The organism is Nocardiopsis chromatogenes YIM 90109, from assembly GCF_000341185.1.
GTDB classification, from domain to species: domain Bacteria; phylum Actinomycetota; class Actinomycetes; order Streptosporangiales; family Streptosporangiaceae; genus Nocardiopsis_A; species Nocardiopsis_A chromatogenes.
Genome location: NZ_ANBH01000354.1, coordinates 1 through 16,550, shown reverse-complemented (window position 1 = coordinate 16,550; position 16,550 = coordinate 1). Strand labels below are relative to the sequence as shown.

Sequence of the window (16,550 nt, the reverse complement as noted above, 5' to 3'; positions counted from 1 at the left end):
CGAAGTGCGTGCCGTGCGGGCCGAGCGTGAACCGGCCGCGGGTGTGGGTCGTCCCCACCGGGTCGTAGGTGAAGGTCTCCCCCGGGTGTGCTTGGAGGAGGCGGTAGGCGCCGAGTTCGATCCTGCTGTGGGCCCAGAGCACCTCAGGCGGCGGCAGGTCCTCGGGACGGCCGGGCTGGTGGAAGGACGCGGTGCTCATGGCTCGGGGACGCCCGCACGGATGCGGGCGGGCTGCTCTCGTCAGACGCGCCTGGCACCCGGCCGGTGGTAGCCTCTGCGAGATTCGCCCGATCATGGACCGGACGGAACACTCTGACCTGCGGGTGTAGGAGCGATGCGTTGCGTACGACCGACGCCCCCGATGGGTCCGTGACTCTGAGCATGTCGCAGGCCGAGGCGACGATTCTCTACGAACTGATCGCCTTTGCAGAGTTCGCGTACGACCTGACCTCGATCGATTCTCAGAGACCGGTCGAGCAGAAGGTGCTGTCCGACATCCAAGGCGCGCTCGGGCCGCTCATCCTCCCGGAACTTGACGCTCACGGCTACGACGCCGTCATGAACCGCGCTCACGCCGCCATCGACCTCAGCTCCTTTCGGCCTGCCCATCCAGGTGCCACAGAGGACGATGGTGCGATGGACAAGCGCGCAGTCGCCCGTGGACTCGCCGAAGTGATCGCGGATGAGATCGAGGCGCAACTCGGGGTGCGCCGCCCGGTCGGCGATATGCCTGCGCTGATCGCCGACGCAATCTTGGACGCCTTCCGTGTCAAGCGCGTTGGCCAGGCCGGCCGCCTGTCGGATGACTCAGGGCTCGTACAAGGTCCGGATGGGACTGGCTGACGAACCCCCGGAGCACCGAGACCAGGATGCCCGCCGGGGCCGGCTGGACGGTGAACACCCGGCGCAGGAACGTGCCCGAGTCGGGCCAGGAGGCGGGCCTGGCCCTGGTGGGCGCCTACGTCCTGGCCGGGGAGCTGGCCGCCGCCGGGGGCGACCACCGGGCGGCCTCCGCGCGCTTCGACCGGATCGTGGGCCGCTACACCGAGGTCGCCCGCACGGGCAACGCCGGGCGCTTCCTCGCGCCCCGGACCGTGGCCGGGAATCGGCTGCGCACCGCGCTGTTCGCCTCCGCCGCCGCCAAGCGGGCCGTGCTGCGCCTGATCGACGACACCGCCTCCGACATCACGCTTCCCGACTACCCGGCCCTGACCGCGCCCAGAACACGCACCCGGCCCGGCGCTGCGGCAGGTGCGCCCGCGGCGCGCCTCACTCCCCCAGGGCGCGCTCCCGCTGACCGTCGCGCCGCCGCCGGAACTCCCCCGGCGTCAGCCCGAAGCGCTTGCGGAAGGCCAGGTGGAACCCGACCGTCGACCCGTAGCCCACACGCTCGGGAACCTGGCTCAAGGGGATGTCGCTCTCCCCCAGCAGGCGCGCCGCCTCCTGCATGCGCCGCCCCAGCAGGTGCGACCCCGGGGTCTCGCCGACCAGCCCCCTGAAGGCCGAGGCGAACGCCGAACGCGACATGCCCGCCTCGGCGGCCAGCGTCTCCAGGCTCCACGGCTCGGCGAAGCGCGTGTGCACCGCCAGCAGCGCGCGGGCGATCCCCGGGTGGCGCAGGGCCCGCAGCAGCGGCGAGGACACCCCCGCCTTGAGTGCGGCCACCCGCAGCGCCAGCACGAACACCGTCTCGAAGGCGCGCAGCTCCACCAGCTCGGCCCCCGGAGAGCCCCTGTCGGTGCCGGACGACAGCCACTCCAGGGTCGCCTCCAGCAGCGGCTCGCCCGCCACCGCGGCCGCGTCCAGCACCACCACGTCGGGAAGGGCCCGGTACAGCGGGGGCGCCGCCGCCTCGTCGTAGTGCAGACCCCCGCACAGCAGCCGCGCCGCCTCCCCGGGGCCGTCGATGCTGACCCGCCCGACCGTCCCGGGCCGCCGTCCGGGCAGCAGCGCCTCCAGCGGCACCGCGGCGCTCTGCGGCCGGTCGGCCACGACGTGCTCGCTGCCGTGCGGGAACACCGCCAGGTCGCCCGGCCCGAGCGTCAGCGGCGGGGCGTCGCCGGGCATGCTCACCACGCACGACCCCTCGCACATGTAGTGCACCACCGCGCACGGCTCGCACCGCCCCTGCACACTCCACGGAGCGCGCACCGACCAGTGGCTGGAGTAGACCCCGCGCAGGCGGACGGGCGCCAGCACGGCGCTGAGCAGGTCTTCCGAAGCGGGCGGGTGGTCGGCCCCGACGGTGACGTCTTCGGCTCTCATGGACGATCCTTCAATGGGATCGGACTCGCGTTCATCGACGGTACAGGTCGGGCAGGGCAGGCTGGAAGTCCCACACACCTCCCGGCCGACACCGGGGCGCCCCAAGCGAGGACGAGGAGTCCGCAATGCACGCAGCCGTCGAGGAGATCGCCGAACTCCACCGCCACATCGAGGCCTGGCTGCGGGGTGAGGCCGACCCCGGCACGCTCAAGGACTTCCTGGGCATGCTCACCCCCGGGTTCCGGCTCTACGCGCCCGGCGGGGACGTGGTGGACGCCGCCGCGCTGGAGAAGGGCTTCCCCTCCGCACACGGAAGCGCGCCGGATCTGGTGCTGGCCGTCCGCGAGCCGCTCGTGGTGGCCGAGGACGACGCCACCGTCGTGGCCGCCTACGAGGAGCACCAGGACTCCGCCCAGGAGCACTCGGTGCGCCGCAGCACCGTGGTCTTCCTCCGCGATGCGACCGCCCGGCACGGCCTGCGCTGGCACCACCTGCACGAGACCTGGATCGTCGCCCCCGGGGGCGGCGGTTCCGCGGACGGGCGGCCCGCGGCGCAAGGGGCCTGAACGCGTCCCCGAACACGGCCTCGGGGCGGAACGGGGCTTGCCTTGGAGTGCACTCCAGGGGCCAGCCTTCGGCCATGCGCTACACCACCATCGGAAGCGGGCGATCGGCCCGCCGCGTGAGCACCCTGTGCCTGGGCGCCCTGCCCTTCGGCACCACCGTCGACGAGGCGGCCTCGTTCGGGCTGCTGGACCGCTTCGTCGAGGCCGGGGGCAGCTTCGTCGACACATCGAACAACTATGCGTTCTGGGCGCCGGGCGCCCGGGGCGGGGAGAGCGAGGCCCTCCTGGGGCGCTGGCGCGCCTCGCGCGGGATCGGCGAGGAGGTCGTCGTGTCCACCAAGTCCGGCGCCCTGCCCCGCACGCCGGGTACGAGCTATGAGGACGGCTCGGACGGGCTGTCCCCCGCGGCCCTGGAGACCGCCGCCGAGGCCAGCGCCCGCCGCCTGGGCACCACGCGCCTGGACGTCTACCTCGGGCACATCGAGGACCACGACACCCCCATCGAGAAGACCGCCGAGGCATACGCGTCCCTGGCCGACGAGGGCCGCATCGGCGTCTGGGGGCTGAGCAACCACACGCTGCCGCTGCTGGAGCGCGCGCGGGCCGCCGACACTGCCGCCGGCCGCCCGGGGGCGCAGGTGCTGCAGTACCGCTACACCTACCTGCGCCCGCGCCACTGGGACCCCATGGCCAACGGGCGGCAGGTGGCGGCCGACGACGGCATCCTGGAGTTCGTCCGGCGCGGCTCCCCGGTGTCCGGGCGCCCGGTGCTGATGGCCTACTCCCCCCTGCTCAACGGCTCCTACACCCGCCGGGACCGGCCCCTGCCCGAGCTCTACGACCACGCGGGGACGCGCCGGCGCCTGGCCGCCCTGGACGGGGTGGCCGCGCGCACCGGAGCCACCCGCAACCAGGTGGTGCTGGCCTGGCTGATGGAGCACGACGTGCCGGTCGTGCCGGTGTTCGGCGCCAGCACACCCGGACAGCTGCAGGAGGCCCTGGAGGCGGCCGACCTGGAGCTGGCGCCGCAGGACCGCGAGGCCCTGGAGGCGGCCGACCCCGCGCCGGACGCCTGAGGCCCCGTGGCGCCCTACGCCTCCGGCCCGGTGCCTCGGGGGCCCGGGCCGGGGGCGCGGGGCGCCGGATCCGGCCATCCCTTTTGTCGGGGAAGAGCGCTCCGTGATCGCGAGTGCCCTGCTCAGTGACGGGGTTGTGATGTGTAGGCCGCCGCGGAACCGGTATAAACCCCCCATTCCGTGCCCCCGATATGTGGAAGGACACTGATGTCCCCACAGAGCGAGCGCCGCTCCCTATGGCGCAGCTACCTGGAGTTTCCCCTGATCTGGAAACTCGCCATCGCCCTGGTCGCCGGACTGGCCGCCGGACTGGCCCTGAACGCGCTCGGCGGCGCCGGGTGGAACACCGACGCCGTCCGCCAGGTCCTGGAGGTCCTGGGCCAGATCTTCCTGCGGCTGCTGCAGATGCTGGTGTTCCCGCTGATCATCAGCACCCTCATCGCCGGCGTCTCCTCGGTCACCCCCCAGCGCCTGGGGCGCATCGGGTTCAAGGTGTTCCTGTTCTACCTGGCCACCTCGGCGTTCGCGATCGCCATCGGCCTGGTCCTGGCGCTGTTCGTCTCCCCGGGCACGGGATTGAGCATGCCCGGCGACGGGGAGGAGGCCGCCGAGCGGCCCCCGCTGTCGGAGACGCTGCTCAACATCGTCCCCGACAACCCCTTCCAGGCCCTGGTCGACGGCAACGTCCTGGCCATCATGCTGATGGCCATCGTCTTCGGGCTCGCGCTGACCTTCATGACCGGCAGCGACGACGCGCGTGTGCGCGGCCTGGGCCTGTTCCTGCGGCGCGGCGTGGACGGCGCGGTCGAGCTGGTCTTCCTGGTCATCCGCGGCGTCCTGCAGTACGCCCCGGTCGGTGTCTTCGCCCTCATCGCGGGCGTGATGGCCGACACCGGTGTGGCGGCGATCCTGCCGCTGGCCAAGCTCACCGGCGTCGTCTACTTCGCCATCGCCCTGCAGATCGGCGTCTATGTCCTGCTGCTGCTGGCCTTCCGGGCCAACGTGCGCCGCTTCTTCGGCGCCGCCAAGGACCCCATGGTCACCGCCTTCGTCACCCGCTCCTCCAGCGGCACCCTCCCGGTCTCCAGCCGGGCCGCCGAGAAGATGGGCGTGCACGAGGGCGTCTACGGTTTCAGCCTGCCGCTGGGTGCCACCATCAACATGGACGGAACCGCCATCTACGTGGGCGCGGCGACCGTGTTCGTCGCCAACGTCGCCGGGGTCGACCTGACGGTCTCCCAGCTCCTCACCGTGGTGGCGGTGGGCGTGCTGGCCTCGGTGGGCACCGCCGGGGTGCCCGGCGCCGGGCTGATCATGCTGTCCATGACGGTCACCTCCACCGGGCTGCCCATGGCGCCCGTGGCCCTGGTCGCCGGGATCGACGCGATCCTCGACATGGCCCGCACCATGTGCAACGTCACCGGCGACCTGACCGGTACCCGCATCATCGCCGGGACCGAGAAGGGCATGCTGGCCGATTCCGACGCGCCGCAGGACACGGCAGGGGACGGGGAGGCCGGGGCCGGTGCCCCGCCCGGCGGCGGACCGGACGGCGCACCCGAGCCCGAGGGGGCCTCGGCCTCCGAAGCGGGCGGGGCGGCCGAAGGGGCCGACAAGGGCGGATCCGCCTGACCCCGCCCTGAGACACCGCTGCGGCCCCGGCGCGATGCCGGGGCCGCAGGCGTGTGCGCGCGGATATCCCCGGCCCGGCCTGCGTGGCGCGGCCGGGAGCGCGGCTCGAAGGCGGGGCGCCCGTCAGCCCGCCGCAGGTGGCGGCGGTGAGGGGCGGGGGCGGTGGGCCCGGACGTCCATAGGGCGCCCGTCGGGGTCGCGGACCGGCATCGTCCACTGCGCGGGCAGGGTCCCGACCGGCCATCCGGCGGCCGCGATCCGTTCACGGACCTCGCACAGCCGCTCGTGCGACTCCACGCGCAGCCCCCATCCCGCGCGACCCAGGGGCCGGGCCCCGCGGCGGGGGCGGTGGCGGCCTCGACGACCATCAGGTGGTCGTTCCCGCCGACGCCGAAGGCCACAGCCCGAGGGGCGGTGGGCGTCGCGGCGCGCTCGAACGTCGGCTCGGCTCCGAGCAGGTCCGAGTAGAAGGCCACGAACCGGTCCACGTCGGTCGTGGACAGGGTCAGACGGTTAACCCCGGGAAGGTCGGTCACGGTGGTCCGACCCTATGCGGACCCGGGCCGAGGGCGCCGGGTGCGGAACGGAGAACGGCGCGGGCACCGCCCCGCTCACAGCTCCTTGGCGAGCTCGACGAACTCCAGGTCGTCGCGGAGCGGGATGCCGAAGCGCTCGTCGCCGTAGGGGAAGGGGGCGCTCTTGCCGGTCAGGGCGTAGCCGCGGCGCTCGTACCAGGCGATGAGGGCCTCGCGCTGGCGGATCACCAGCATGGTCATGCGGCGGGCGCCCCACACCCGGGCGGCCTGGACCTCGGCCTCGGCGAGGATCGCACGGCCGAGCCCGCGCCCCTGGGCCAGGGGACCGACCGAGAACATGCCGAAGTAAGCGTCGCCCCCGTGGTCGCCGCGCAGCTCGCAGCAGGCAAGGAGCTCCTGGGTACCGGTGTCCTCGGCCAGGACCACGAGCGTGTCGGGGGAGGCGATCAGCTCGCTCACGCCCTCGGCGTCCACCCTCTGGCCGTCCAGGAGGTCGGCCTCGGTCGTCCAGCCCTTCCTGGCCTCCTCGCCCCGGTAGGCGGCGTTGACCAGGTCCACCACGGCCTTGACGTCGTCTTCGGATGCCTGGCGGAGCCGGGCCCCGGCGACGTGTTCGGTGAACCGGATGCCCTCGCGCATGTTCCCTCCGACGTCCCTTGGCGGTCCCCCGCCGCATTCTGGGAGCACGCGGGGCGACCTGGCAAGGCATAATGCTACGCCCGCTCGGGAACCGGCCGGAACGGCGGCGGGCGCGGGCACCGGCGCCGCGGCGGCGTTCGGGCGGCCGGTCCCGTCCCAGTGCGGGCGGCGGCCCCAGGGGCGCGATCGCCCTCGCACCGGCCCGTACGGTAAAGTCGCTCCCATATCGCGCTCCGATATCGGGTCCCGATATTCCGTTCCCCGCCTCGCGGAGGAGGACCATGGCCACGCCGCCCCTGCCGGAGCGCCGCGCACACGGACCGGTGGGCCCCCGCGGGACCGTCCGGGAGGTCTTCGGGGCCTTCCTCGCACTGGGGCTGACCTCCTTCGGCGGGCCGGTCGCGCACCTGGGCTACTTCCATGACGCGTTCGTGGTCCGGCGCCGCTGGCTGGGCGAGCGCGAGTACACCGACCTGGTCGCCCTGTGCCAGTTCCTCCCCGGGCCCGCCTCCAGCCAGGTCGGCATGGCCCTGGGGCTGCGCCGCGCCGGGTACGCCGGGATGGCCGCCGCCTGGGCCGCCTTCACCCTGCCCTCGGCGGCGCTCATGGTGGCCTTCGCCCTGGGCGCCCAGGCGCTGGCGCCCGAACCCGGGGCCGGGTGGCTGCTCGGATTGAAGGCGGCCGCAGCGGCGGTCGTGGCCCACGCGCTGTCGGGCATGGCCGCCAAGCTCGCCACCGGTGTGCGCCGCGCCTCGGTCGCCCTGGCGGCCATGGTCCTGGTCCTGCTGCTGCCCTCGTCCCTGAGCCAGGTTGCGGCCATCGCCGCCGGGGCCGCCGCCGGGCTGCTCCTGCTGCGCGAGCCCTCCGGTGCGGACCGGGCGGGCAGCGGGGAGGGGGACTCCTTCCCCGGACCCGCCGACGGCGGCGGCCCCGGGGACCGGCCCGGGGACGCGGGGCCCGCGCCCGCCGCCACTCCGGTGCGGCGCCGCACCGCCCTGGGCTTCCTGGCCGCCTTCGGCGTCCTACTGGCCGCGCTGCCCGCCCTGGCGGCGCTGTTCCCCTCCACCGCGCTCATGCTCGCCGACGGCTTCTACCGGGCCGGTGCGCTGGTATTCGGCGGCGGGCACGTGGTCCTGCCGCTGCTGGAGTCCGAGGCGGTCGGCTCCGGCGCGGTGGAGCGCGAGTCGTTCCTTGCGGGCTACGGCGCCGCGCAGGCCGTGCCCGGGCCGCTGTTCACCTTCGCCGCCTACCTGGGGGCGCTGATCCCCGTCGCCGGAAGCCCCCTGCTGGGGGCGGCGGTGGCGCTGGCCGCCGTCTTCGCCCCCTCGGCGCTGCTGGTGGCCGGGGCCCTGCCGTTCTGGGACCGGCTGCGCGCCGATGCCCGCGCCCGCGCCGCCGTGGCCGGGGCGGGCGCCGCGGTGGTGGGCATCCTGGCCGCCGCGCTGTACGACCCGGTGTTCACCGAAGGGGTGACGTCCGCGGCGACGATGGCGGTCGCGGCGGCGGCGTTCGTCGCCCTGGCGGTGTGGCGCACCCCGGCCTGGGCCGTGGTGGTGGCGGCCGGGGCGGCGGGCTTCGCGCTGCTGTAGGGCGCGCCGTCCCGGGGCGCCCCCGGAGCCGGCCGGGAACCGCGGACCGGCCGTCCGGCGGCCCTACTCGGGCACCTCGGCCCCCAGCACCTCGCGCGCCAGCTCGCGCAGGGCGGCGCGGTCCCCGGCCAGGACCCGCCGCCCCTGCTCGGTCGCCTCGTAGACGCGCCGGGTGCGCCCCTCGACCACGCGCTGCTCGGACACCAGCAGCCCGTCGGCCTCCAGGCGGTGCAGCGTCGGGTAGAGCGTCCCGGGGCTGATGTCGTAGCCGTGCGCCGCCAGCTCCCGCGTCATCCAGGCGCCGTGGATCTCCCCCTCGGCCGCGTGGTGCAGGATGTGCAGCCGCACCGCCCCCCGGATGAAGTCGCGCATCCCTCGCCTCCTCGCCCACGGCCCTGCCCGCACCCTATGCCACGGAGCCGATATCGGGCGCCGATACCCGCCTGCGCTCAGCGGCGCAGGACGAACACGCCCCACCCCATCTCCGCGCGCCCGAACCTCAGGTAGGCGTCGTGGCCGCGGCGCAGGAAGGCGCGCATCGCCTCCTCGTCCGGGTGGCCGGGGTTCGCGCGCAGCCACGCGTGGCCCGCCCACCACTGCGGCCCCATGTACCGGTCCCAGTCGTCGGGGGAGGCCAGCACCGCCTCCACCGTCTCGAACCCGGCGGCGGCGATCCGCTCGACCGTCCCGGCCAGGTCGGCGTAGTCCCCGCGCGCCATCCCGTGGGCCTCCAGGGCGCCCTGCGAGGGCTCGCCGTGCCAGAACACCTCCCCCACCAGCATGGTCCCGCCCTCGGCCAGGGCCGGGGCCATCAGCTCCAGCGTCCCCGCGAGCCCGGACCCGATCCACGTCGCGCCCAGGCAGGAGACCACGTCGAAGGAGCCCGCACCGGCCTCATAGGAGGTGGCGTCCTGCTCGACGAACTCCACCCGGGCGGCCACCCCGGTCTCCTCCGCCCGCGCGCGGGCGTCGGCGACGAACACCGGGCTCAGGTCGACCCCGGTGCCCCGGACGCCCAGGTCGCGGGCCCACCGGCACAGCATCTCCCCTTTCCCGCTGGCCAGGTCGAGCACGCGCGCCCCCTCCCCGGGCACGCAGATCCGGCCGAGCAGGTCGAGCTTGGCCTCGGACAAGGGGTTGAGGATGCGGTTGCGGGCCTCAAGGCGTTCATGGAAGCGCAGGACGTCGGCGACGTCGGAGCTCGTATCAGTCATAGCGCCACCGATCATGGCCCGGCCCGCACGGGCGCGCCACCGGTTTTCACTCCCGCCTTCCCTCCCCCTGCGGGCCGTACAGCGCGGCCAGCGCCGCGGCCTCCTCGGCCATGACCTCCCGCGCGCTCTGCGGCTCCGACACCAGTACGTCGGCGCCGAACTGCAGGAGCTGGCGCACGGCCCGCACCTCGGGGTAGGCCAGCACCGCCCCGCACCACTGGCGGCCCGCCACCGGCTCGGGCGGCTCGGCCAGGAAGGGGCCGACGATGCGGGTGAACAGCGCCGCCTTGGACGCGCGCACACGGACGCGCACCCTCACCCCCTCAGGGCGGCGCTCCACCTGCCCGCGCAGCTCCTCCCACACCGCCGCCGGGTCCTGCCCCGGACGCCTGCGCACCGGCTCCTCAAGCTCCCGGGCCCACAGCACGCGGTCGGCGCGGAACAGGCGCGGCTCCCCCGCCACATCGGCCGCCAGGTACCAGACCCCGGCCTTGGCCACCAGCGCGTAGGGGTCGGCGGTGTACTCGGCCTCGCGGCCGCCGCCGTGCCGGTAGCCCAGAAGCAGCCGCCGGTCGCCGAAGAGCGCCCCCTGCAGCACGCGCAGATCGGCGTCGGCGCGCGGGCCGCTGCGCCAGCGCTCGGCCTCGACGATGATGCGCCTGCTCATCTGCTCGGCGGCGGGCCGGTGCGGGGCCGGAAGGGCAGCCATGACCTTGCGCAGCGCCGAGCCCAGCGCACCGTCCAGCCCCAGGGCGCCGTGCGCGCCGCCGGAGGCCAGGACGAACAGGGCCTGGGCCTCGGGGGCGGTCAGCCCGCTCACGTCGGTGCGGAACCCCGGCAGCAGCGCGATGCCGCCGCGCCGCCCGCGCTCGGCGTAGACCGGCACCCCGGCGGCCGAGAGCGCCTCGACGTCGCGGTGGACCGTGCGCACCGACACCTCCAGGCGCTCGGCCAGCTCGGCGGCGGTCACGCGCGAGCGGGTCTGCAACAGCAGCAGGATCGACAGCAGCCGGTCGGACTTCATTCCTCCATGCTGGCCCAAAAACATGACGGCAAGTGTCAAGTTTTGCCGGGATGCTCCCCGGCGTCAGCCGGAGCCCGGGGGCGGGCCCCGGACAGCAGCGACGAAGGGACGGGCATGGGCGAGACGACCAGGGCCACCGACGGGCCGGGCGGGGGCGCGCGGGCGCTGGCGGAGGCGGTGCGCGGGCCGGTCCTGCTCGCCGGGGACGAGGGGTTCGACGCCGAGTGCGCCAACTTCCAGACCTCGGTTCCGCACCGGCCCCGCCTGGTGGTGGGCGCGGCGTGCGAGGAGGACGTGCGCCTGGCGGTGGCCTTCGCCGCCGAGCGCGGGATGAAGGCGGCGGTGCAGGGCACCGGGCACGGCCCGGGCACCCCCGCCGACGGGGGCCTGCTCATCACCACGCGCCGCATGGCGGAGGTGGGCATCGACCCGCACCGGCGCACCGCACGCATCCAGGCGGGCGCCCGCTGGGGCGCGGTGGCCCGGGCGGCGGCCGAGCACGGCCTGGCAGCCCTCAGCGGGTCGGCCCCGCACGTGGGCGCCGTGGGCTACCTGCTGGGCGCAGGGCTGCCGCTGCTGGGCCGCACCTTCGGATGGGCGGCCGACCGGGTGCGCTCGGTGCGGGCCGTCACCGCCGACGGGCGCCTGCGCACACTGACCCCCGCCGACGACCCGGACCTGCTGCGGGGGCTCCTGGGCGGCCGCGGGGGCCTGGCCGCCGTGACCGAGGTCGAGACCGGGCTGGTGGAGCTGGAGGGCATCTTCGGCGGCGGCCTCTACTACGGCGCCGCCGACCCCGCAGCCGCGTTCGGCGCCTACGTGGACTGGACGCGGGACCTGCCGCCGGAGATGAACTCCTCGGCCGCGGTGGTCCCCGTCCCGGATGCGCCCGGGGTGCCCGAGGCGATCGCCGGGCGCACCGTCATGCACGTGCGCATCGCCTATACGGGCCCGGCCGAGCGGGGGCGGGGGCTGGTGGAGCGCCTCGACGCCGGGGCGGTGCTGATGGGCGCGCTGAGGGAGATGCCCGCGTGCGAGTCGGGCAGCGTGCATGCCGAGCCGGACACGCCCGTGGCCTGGTTCGGCGACACGGCGGTGGTGCGGGACCTGCCGGGCGAGGCGCTGGGCGCCCTGGGCAGGGCCGTCGCGCCGGGGCCGGGCGGCCCGGTCATCGCCGAGGTGCGGCACATGGGCGGTGCGCTTGCCGGGGCGGGGCAGGCGATGGCGGGCCACCGGGGGGCGGCCTACTTCGCCAACGTGCTGACCATGCCGGGCGGGAAGGTCGACCCCGGGGCGGCGGGCCGCGTCCGGGAGGCCGCCGCGGCCCTGGGGCCCTGGTCGCTGGGGCGCCTGCCCACCTTCCTGCCGAGCGGGGAGTCGAGCACGCCGGAAGTGGTGCGCAGCGCCTACACGGACGAGGACGTGGCCCTGCTCAGGCGTCTGAAGGCCGAGCACGACCCGTCCGACGTGTTCGCCTTCGGCCACCGCGTGGACTGAGGCCGGTCGACGCCTGAGACGCGGGGCGGGGAGTCATGGACGAGGCTCCGCCCCGCGCGGTCATGCCTGTCCGTGCGCCCTTCCCTCCGTGCCCGGCTCGCGGAGGTCGACGACGGCGTCCGGTACCTCAAGGACCGTCCTTCTGAGCCACCGCGCTGATTCCGGGGGTCGCCGCCAGGCGTGGGGCGGGTGCTTACCTCCCACGTAATCGACACCGCTACCGGCGCTCGCGATGCTCAAGGGGCCACATCGGAAACGCCCCGAGAGGAGGCCGCCATGGCCTCGAACACCGCCCGCTCCCCCATCGCCCCGGACGCCGTCGGCGCCGGAACCCCCGCCGTCCGGCTGGCCCTGCGCGTGGACGCCCTGGCCTGCGCCGCCACCGGCGGCCTGCTCGCCGCCGCCTCCCCCTGGCTCACCGGGCCGCTGGGGTACCCGGTGCCCTTCCTGGCCGGGGCCGGGCTCTTCCTGGTGGCCTTCGCCGGGTTCCTGGCCTGGCTGGCCGCCCGGGGCCGGGTCGCCCCGTCGGCCGTGCGGTTCGTCGTCGCCCTCAACGCCGCCTGGATCATCGCCAGCGCGCTCCTGGCGTTCAGCGGCGCCTTCGGCCCCACGCTCCTGGGGACGGCCGCCGTCGCCGTCCAGGCCGCGGCGCTGGCCCCCATCACGGTCGCCGAGGCGCTCGCCCTGCGCCGCGCCCGGTGACCCCGCCCTCCGTGCATACTGCGACCGGCGGCGCGCACACCGCGCGCCGCCCGGGAGGGGGAACGGTGGGCGGGGTCCGAGTACGCGCGGCGCAGTCCGTGGGCGCCATGCTCCGGCAGTGGCGCACCCGCAGGCGCGTCAGCCAGCTGGAGCTGTCGATCAAGGCCGAGGTGTCGGCCCGCCACCTGAGCTTCCTGGAGACCGGCCGCTCCCACCCCAGCCGGGCGATGCTCCTGCGCCTGGGCGAGCACCTGGAGGTCCCCTTGCGCGAGCGCAACCGGCTGCTGCTGGCCGGTGGCTACGCCCCCGAGTTCGGCGAGTCCCCCTTGGAGGGGGAGCAGATGGCGCCGGTGCGCGAGGCGGTGCACCAGGTGCTCGCCGGGCACGAGCCCTACCCGGCCGTGGTGGTGGACCGCTCCTGGGACCTGGTGGAGGCCAACGGCGCCGTCGCGGCCCTGCTCGACGGCGTCGCCGCCCACCTGCTTGAGCCCCCGGTCAACGTGCTGCGGCTGAGCCTGCACCCCGAGGGCATGGCACCGCGCATCGCCAACCTGGAGCAGTGGCGCGCCCACCTGCTGCACCGGCTGCACGGCCAGGTGGAGTGGAGCGGCGACGCGGCGCTGGGCGAGCTGTACAGGGAGCTGGAGGCCTACCCGCGCACCGGCACCGGCGCGGAGGGGGCGCAGGCGCCTCCGCGCCCCTCCCCCATCGCGGTCCCGCTGCGCATGCGCTCCGGGGACGGCGGTGAGCTGTCGTTCATCAGCACCGTGGCCACCTTCGGAACACCGCTGGACGTGACCGTCGCCGAGCTGGTGATCGAGTCGTTCTACCCGGCCGACCGCGCCACCGCCCAGGCGCTGGGCGCCCGTGCGGCCGACCTGTCCGCCTGAGCGGTCCGAGCCCCCTGGGGGCGATCGCGCGTCAGCGCCGGGGGCGCCTCGGCGCGGCCGGTCCGGCCCTCACGCCGTGCAGAACTCGTTGCCCTCCGGGTCCTGCATCACCACGGCGTAGTAGCCCCCGTCGGGGTGGTCCATCACCCGCAGCACGCGGGCGCCGAGCGCGGTGAGGCGCTCGGCCTCGGCCCCGACCCGGGCGCGGCGGTCGGCATAGGGGGCCGAGCGGCCGCCGCCGACCATCAGGTCCAGGTGCAGGCGGTTCTTGCCCGCCTTGGCCTCGGGCACCACCTGGAACCAGATCCGCGGACCCGCCCCGTCCGGGTCGACGATGGACTCGGGCTCCTCGCCCGCGCCCGGCGGGACCTCCTCCTCGGGCGCGCCCGAGGCGAGCCAGTACTCGCGCCAGGTGGCGTACCCGTCCGGGGCGGGCTCGGGCACGTACCCCAGGGCCGCGCACCAGAACTCCACGAGGCGCCGCGGGTCGGCGCAGTCGATGGCCAATTGCAGCGTCGTCCTCATGGGCGCACCCTGCCACCCGCCGCCGACACGGCGGGGCCGGAGGCCGTTCAGCCTCAGGAGCCGGGCCCCGGCGCCGCCCGGGCGAGCGTGTCGCCCACCGTCGTGCAGGCCAGCTCGGCCACGGAGCGCAGCTCGGCGTCCGAGGCGCCCGCGCGGCCGAGCACGGCCAGCGACTGGTTGACCGCGACGACGTAGGTGGCGAGCGCGTCGAGCGCCGGGGGGTCGGCCGGGGACCCCTCCAGCGCCGCGCGCACCCGTCGGCGCTGCGCGTCGAGCAGGCCGCGCACCTTGGCGCCGTTCTCCCCGCCCAGTGTTGGCGCCTGCGCGGCGGACTGGGCGATGAGGCAGCCGCCGGGGACCGAGGGGTCGGCGATGCGGCCCAGGGTCACCTCGAAGAACGCCCCGACCGCCCGCACCGGGTCGCCGGGGTGCGCCGCGAGCGCCCGCTCGAACCGCGCGCCGTAGAGGTCCGCGTAGCGGTCGAGGCACCGGCGGAACAGGGCGTCCTTGCTTCCGAAGGCGCCGTAGAGGGAGCCGCGGCCCAGGCCGGTGGCCGACCCCAGGGCGTCGAGCGAGGCCTCGGCGTACCCGCGCTGCCAGAACACCCGCATGGCCTGGTCCAGGGCGGCGTCGACGTCGAACTGCTTGCGGCCGGACACGAGCATGGACCTCCTGTTTCACACGCCTGGCGCTGTGAGCCTACCCGCATCTTGGATCGATCGGTCAAACTATCTTTGACCGATCGATCCAAGATGTCTAGCGTGGTCCGGCGGCCCCCTCGCGGGGTCCGCTCCACCAGACCGCATCGGCCCTGTGCCGCCCGTGCCGAAGGAACGACCATGACCGCCTCACCGGCCGCCCTGCCCGTCCCCGACGGCCCCGGCTCCGCCTCCGGCGCGCCCGGCCTCCCGGACGGCTTCGCCGCCGCCTTCACCAGCCGGTACGTCGACACCGGCGAGGTCCGCCTGCACGCCGTCACCGGCGGCGAGGGGCCCCCGCTGCTCCTGCTGGCCGGCTGGCCCCAGACCTGGTACGCCTGGCGCCTGCTGATGCCCGCGCTGGCCCGGGACTACTCGGTCGTCGCGGCCGATCCGCGCGGTGTCGGGCTCTCCGACAAGCCCCGGGACGGGTACGACACCGGCACCCTGGCACGCGACATGGCGGCGCTGATGGACGCCCTCGGGCACCGGCGGTTCGCCATGGTCGGCCACGACGTCGGGATGTGGACCGGCTATGCCCTGGCCGCCGACCACCCCGACCGGCTCGCGCGCCTGGCCCTCGCCGAGGCCGCGATCCCGGGGCTCACCCCGACACCGCCCCTGCTGGGCGGCCGGGAGGCCAACGACCGCCTCTGGCACTTCGCCTTCAACCGCCTCACCGGCCTCAACGAGGAACTGGTCAGCGGGCGCGAACACCTCTTCTTCGGCCACCAGTTCGCCGCCAAGTCCGCCAAGGCGCTGCCGGACCACGCCGTCCGGCACTACATCGCCACGCTCGCCGCCGACCCCGAGGCCCTGCGGTGCAGCTTCGAGTTCTACCGCGCGCTCGATGCGACCATCGCCCAGAACCAGGAGCGCAGGGGCCGACGGCTGTCACTTCCCGTCCTGGCGATCGGCGGGGCGGAGAACCTGGGCGCGTCGGTCGGCGCGGGTCTGGAATCCGCCGCCGACGACGTGCGCACCGTCGTCCTGCCCGACTGCGGCCACTACCCCGCCGAGGAGGCCCCGGAGGCGATGCTCTCGGCGCTGGCCGCCTTCCTGGCCCCCTACCGCGACGGGGCGTAGGCATCGGGCGGATGACCCGGGCGCCGGGGGCGGCCTGCGGCCCTGCGGCACCCGCCTCAGCGGCCGGGGCGCCCGGCCCCGGTGCGCCGCCGGTCCACGGCCCACAGCACCGCCACCCCCAGGGCGGCCGTCGCCCCCAGCGCCACCACGCCGTTCCACCCCCAGGCGCCCCACAGGCTCCCGGCCAGGCCCGCCCCGAGGGCTCCGCCGCCGAAGAACACCGTCATGAAGATCGAGTTGATCCGGTTGCGCGCCTCGGGCCGCAGCGCGTACAGCACGTTCTGGGAGCTGTTGAGCACGAGCTGCTGGCCCACATCGGCCAGCAGCAGCCCGGCCACCAGCAGCGGCAGCGCCCCGGCCGCGCCGGACAGCACCGCCCAGGCGGCGGCGATGGCGGCCGCCCCGGCCGCGGTCACGGCGCGCACGTGCCCGCGGTCGGCCAGGCGTCCCGCGACCTGCGTGGCCACCGGCCCGGCGGCCGCCAGCAGCCCGAACAGGCCGATGGCCGTGGTCGACCACCCGTAGGCCGGGCCGCCCAGCAGCAGCGCCAGCCCGGTCCACAGCCCCATGTACCCGACCGAGGACAGCGCCGCCATCGACGCGCGCCGCCG

18 protein-coding genes and 1 pseudogene are annotated in these 16,550 nt (G+C 75.4%); 9 read left to right on the top strand and 10 right to left on the bottom strand.

From position 1 onward, the window contains the following. Positions 1 to 199: hypothetical protein (locus D476_RS0130335; RefSeq protein ID WP_026124002.1), on the bottom strand; the 199-nt coding region annotated here is incomplete at its 3' end. Positions 200 to 369: 170 nt separating this feature from the next. Here D476_RS0130335 and D476_RS0130330 point away from each other — a divergent pair. Further along, positions 370 to 843, top strand: coding sequence for a hypothetical protein (locus tag D476_RS0130330; RefSeq protein WP_239648870.1), 474 nt, complete (start codon positions 370 to 372; stop codon positions 841 to 843). 426 nt (positions 844 to 1,269) lie between these two features. Here D476_RS0130330 and D476_RS0130320 read toward each other — a convergent pair whose 3' ends face one another. Further along, a complete protein-coding gene (locus tag D476_RS0130320) occupies positions 1,270 to 2,265 on the bottom strand; it encodes an AraC family transcriptional regulator (RefSeq protein WP_017627629.1) in 996 nt (331 codons plus the stop codon). Between the two features lie 125 nt (positions 2,266 to 2,390). Here D476_RS0130320 and D476_RS0130315 point away from each other — a divergent pair, with 125 nt between their 5' ends. From D476_RS0130315 to D476_RS0130305, 3 genes are all read left to right on the top strand, one after another. Then, on the top strand, positions 2,391 to 2,831 hold the full coding sequence (locus D476_RS0130315) for a hypothetical protein (protein WP_017627628.1): 441 nt from the start codon (positions 2,391 to 2,393) through the stop codon (positions 2,829 to 2,831). Between the two features lie 74 nt (positions 2,832 to 2,905). Then, on the top strand, positions 2,906 to 3,907 hold the full coding sequence (locus D476_RS0130310; RefSeq protein WP_017627627.1) for an aldo/keto reductase: 1,002 nt from the start codon (positions 2,906 to 2,908) through the stop codon (positions 3,905 to 3,907). A 207-nt stretch (positions 3,908 to 4,114) separates the two neighbouring features. Continuing rightward, the gene (locus tag D476_RS0130305; RefSeq protein WP_017627626.1) at positions 4,115 to 5,539 is read left to right on the top strand and encodes a dicarboxylate/amino acid:cation symporter; all 1,425 of its coding nucleotides are present in this window, start codon (positions 4,115 to 4,117) and stop codon (positions 5,537 to 5,539) included. Between the two features lie 335 nt (positions 5,540 to 5,874). Here the strand turns inward: D476_RS0130305 and D476_RS40210 are convergent. Together D476_RS40210 and D476_RS0130300 are read right to left on the bottom strand one after the other, a co-directional pair. Next, a pseudogene (locus tag D476_RS40210) lies at positions 5,875 to 6,075 on the bottom strand (VOC family protein); the annotation flags it as partial. 75 nt (positions 6,076 to 6,150) lie between these two features. Next, on the bottom strand, positions 6,151 to 6,714 hold the full coding sequence (locus D476_RS0130300) for a GNAT family N-acetyltransferase (RefSeq protein WP_017627625.1): 564 nt from the start codon (positions 6,712 to 6,714) through the stop codon (positions 6,151 to 6,153). 281 nt (positions 6,715 to 6,995) lie between these two features. Here D476_RS0130300 and chrA point away from each other — a divergent pair, with 281 nt between their 5' ends. Next, positions 6,996 to 8,303 (top strand): chromate efflux transporter, encoded by a 1,308-nt coding sequence (gene chrA / locus D476_RS0130295; RefSeq protein WP_017627624.1) that lies wholly within the window; start codon positions 6,996 to 6,998, stop codon positions 8,301 to 8,303. Between the two features lie 63 nt (positions 8,304 to 8,366). Here chrA and D476_RS0130290 read toward each other — a convergent pair whose 3' ends face one another. From D476_RS0130290 to D476_RS0130280, 3 genes are all read right to left on the bottom strand, one after another. Continuing rightward, complete coding sequence (locus tag D476_RS0130290; RefSeq protein ID WP_017627623.1) at positions 8,367 to 8,675, bottom strand: PadR family transcriptional regulator; 309 nt, start codon at positions 8,673 to 8,675, stop codon at positions 8,367 to 8,369. Positions 8,676 to 8,752: 77 nt separating this feature from the next. Next, complete coding sequence (locus D476_RS0130285) at positions 8,753 to 9,517, bottom strand: SAM-dependent methyltransferase (RefSeq protein WP_017627622.1); 765 nt, start codon at positions 9,515 to 9,517, stop codon at positions 8,753 to 8,755. Between the two features lie 46 nt (positions 9,518 to 9,563). Further along, a complete protein-coding gene (locus tag D476_RS0130280; RefSeq protein WP_017627621.1) occupies positions 9,564 to 10,541 on the bottom strand; it encodes a helix-turn-helix transcriptional regulator in 978 nt (325 codons plus the stop codon). 114 nt (positions 10,542 to 10,655) lie between these two features. Between D476_RS0130280 and D476_RS0130275 the strand changes: the two genes are divergently transcribed. The 3 genes from D476_RS0130275 (at position 10,656) to D476_RS0130265 (ending at position 13,630) form a co-directional block, all read left to right on the top strand. Next, entirely contained in the window at positions 10,656 to 12,038 is a 1,383-nt protein-coding gene (locus tag D476_RS0130275) for an FAD-binding oxidoreductase (RefSeq protein WP_017627620.1), read from the top strand. A gap of 276 nt (positions 12,039 to 12,314) precedes the next feature. Beyond that, positions 12,315 to 12,740, top strand: coding sequence for a hypothetical protein (locus D476_RS39860; RefSeq protein WP_017627619.1), 426 nt, complete (start codon positions 12,315 to 12,317; stop codon positions 12,738 to 12,740). 107 nt (positions 12,741 to 12,847) lie between these two features. After that, positions 12,848 to 13,630, top strand: coding sequence for a helix-turn-helix domain-containing protein (locus D476_RS0130265; protein ID WP_051061884.1), 783 nt, complete (start codon positions 12,848 to 12,850; stop codon positions 13,628 to 13,630). Between the two features lie 69 nt (positions 13,631 to 13,699). Here the strand turns inward: D476_RS0130265 and D476_RS0130260 are convergent, their stop codons facing one another. Together D476_RS0130260 and D476_RS0130255 are read right to left on the bottom strand one after the other, a co-directional pair. Further along, a complete protein-coding gene (locus tag D476_RS0130260) occupies positions 13,700 to 14,155 on the bottom strand; it encodes a VOC family protein (protein ID WP_026123999.1) in 456 nt (151 codons plus the stop codon). A 53-nt stretch (positions 14,156 to 14,208) separates the two neighbouring features. After that, entirely contained in the window at positions 14,209 to 14,820 is a 612-nt protein-coding gene (locus tag D476_RS0130255) for a TetR/AcrR family transcriptional regulator (protein WP_017627616.1), read from the bottom strand. A gap of 174 nt (positions 14,821 to 14,994) precedes the next feature. Here D476_RS0130255 and D476_RS0130250 point away from each other — a divergent pair, with 174 nt between their 5' ends. Further along, on the top strand, positions 14,995 to 15,939 hold the full coding sequence (locus D476_RS0130250; protein ID WP_017627615.1) for an alpha/beta fold hydrolase: 945 nt from the start codon (positions 14,995 to 14,997) through the stop codon (positions 15,937 to 15,939). A gap of 56 nt (positions 15,940 to 15,995) precedes the next feature. On the opposite strand, the gene D476_RS0130245 is transcribed toward D476_RS0130250, so the two are convergent. After that, on the bottom strand, positions 15,996 to 16,550 hold a 555-nt coding region (locus tag D476_RS0130245), incomplete at its 5' end, for an MFS transporter (protein ID WP_017627614.1).

What these genes read in the sequence shown, in the direction of transcription:
- chrA (WP_017627624.1), top strand. Translation starts at nt 6,996, where the DNA reads ATGGCCACGCCGCCCCTGCCGGAGCGCCGCGCACACGGACCGGTGGGC.
- D476_RS0130280 (WP_017627621.1), bottom strand. Translation starts at nt 10,541, where the DNA reads ATGAAGTCCGACCGGCTGCTGTCGATCCTGCTGCTGTTGCAGACCCGC.
- D476_RS0130285 (WP_017627622.1), bottom strand. Translation starts at nt 9,517, where the DNA reads ATGACTGATACGAGCTCCGACGTCGCCGACGTCCTGCGCTTCCATGAA.
- D476_RS0130320 (WP_017627629.1), bottom strand. Translation starts at nt 2,265, where the DNA reads ATGAGAGCCGAAGACGTCACCGTCGGGGCCGACCACCCGCCCGCTTCG.
- D476_RS0130255 (WP_017627616.1), bottom strand. Translation starts at nt 14,820, where the DNA reads ATGCTCGTGTCCGGCCGCAAGCAGTTCGACGTCGACGCCGCCCTGGAC.
- D476_RS0130275 (WP_017627620.1), top strand. Translation starts at nt 10,656, where the DNA reads ATGGGCGAGACGACCAGGGCCACCGACGGGCCGGGCGGGGGCGCGCGG.
- D476_RS0130260 (WP_026123999.1), bottom strand. Translation starts at nt 14,155, where the DNA reads ATGAGGACGACGCTGCAATTGGCCATCGACTGCGCCGACCCGCGGCGC.
- D476_RS0130290 (WP_017627623.1), bottom strand. Translation starts at nt 8,675, where the DNA reads ATGCGCGACTTCATCCGGGGGGCGGTGCGGCTGCACATCCTGCACCAC.
- D476_RS0130300 (WP_017627625.1), bottom strand. Translation starts at nt 6,714, where the DNA reads ATGCGCGAGGGCATCCGGTTCACCGAACACGTCGCCGGGGCCCGGCTC.
- D476_RS0130310 (WP_017627627.1), top strand. Translation starts at nt 2,906, where the DNA reads ATGCGCTACACCACCATCGGAAGCGGGCGATCGGCCCGCCGCGTGAGC.
- D476_RS0130305 (WP_017627626.1), top strand. Translation starts at nt 4,115, where the DNA reads ATGTCCCCACAGAGCGAGCGCCGCTCCCTATGGCGCAGCTACCTGGAG.
- D476_RS0130250 (WP_017627615.1), top strand. Translation starts at nt 14,995, where the DNA reads ATGACCGCCTCACCGGCCGCCCTGCCCGTCCCCGACGGCCCCGGCTCC.
- D476_RS39860 (WP_017627619.1), top strand. Translation starts at nt 12,315, where the DNA reads ATGGCCTCGAACACCGCCCGCTCCCCCATCGCCCCGGACGCCGTCGGC.
- D476_RS0130265 (WP_051061884.1), top strand. Translation starts at nt 12,848, where the DNA reads ATGCTCCGGCAGTGGCGCACCCGCAGGCGCGTCAGCCAGCTGGAGCTG.
- D476_RS0130315 (WP_017627628.1), top strand. Translation starts at nt 2,391, where the DNA reads ATGCACGCAGCCGTCGAGGAGATCGCCGAACTCCACCGCCACATCGAG.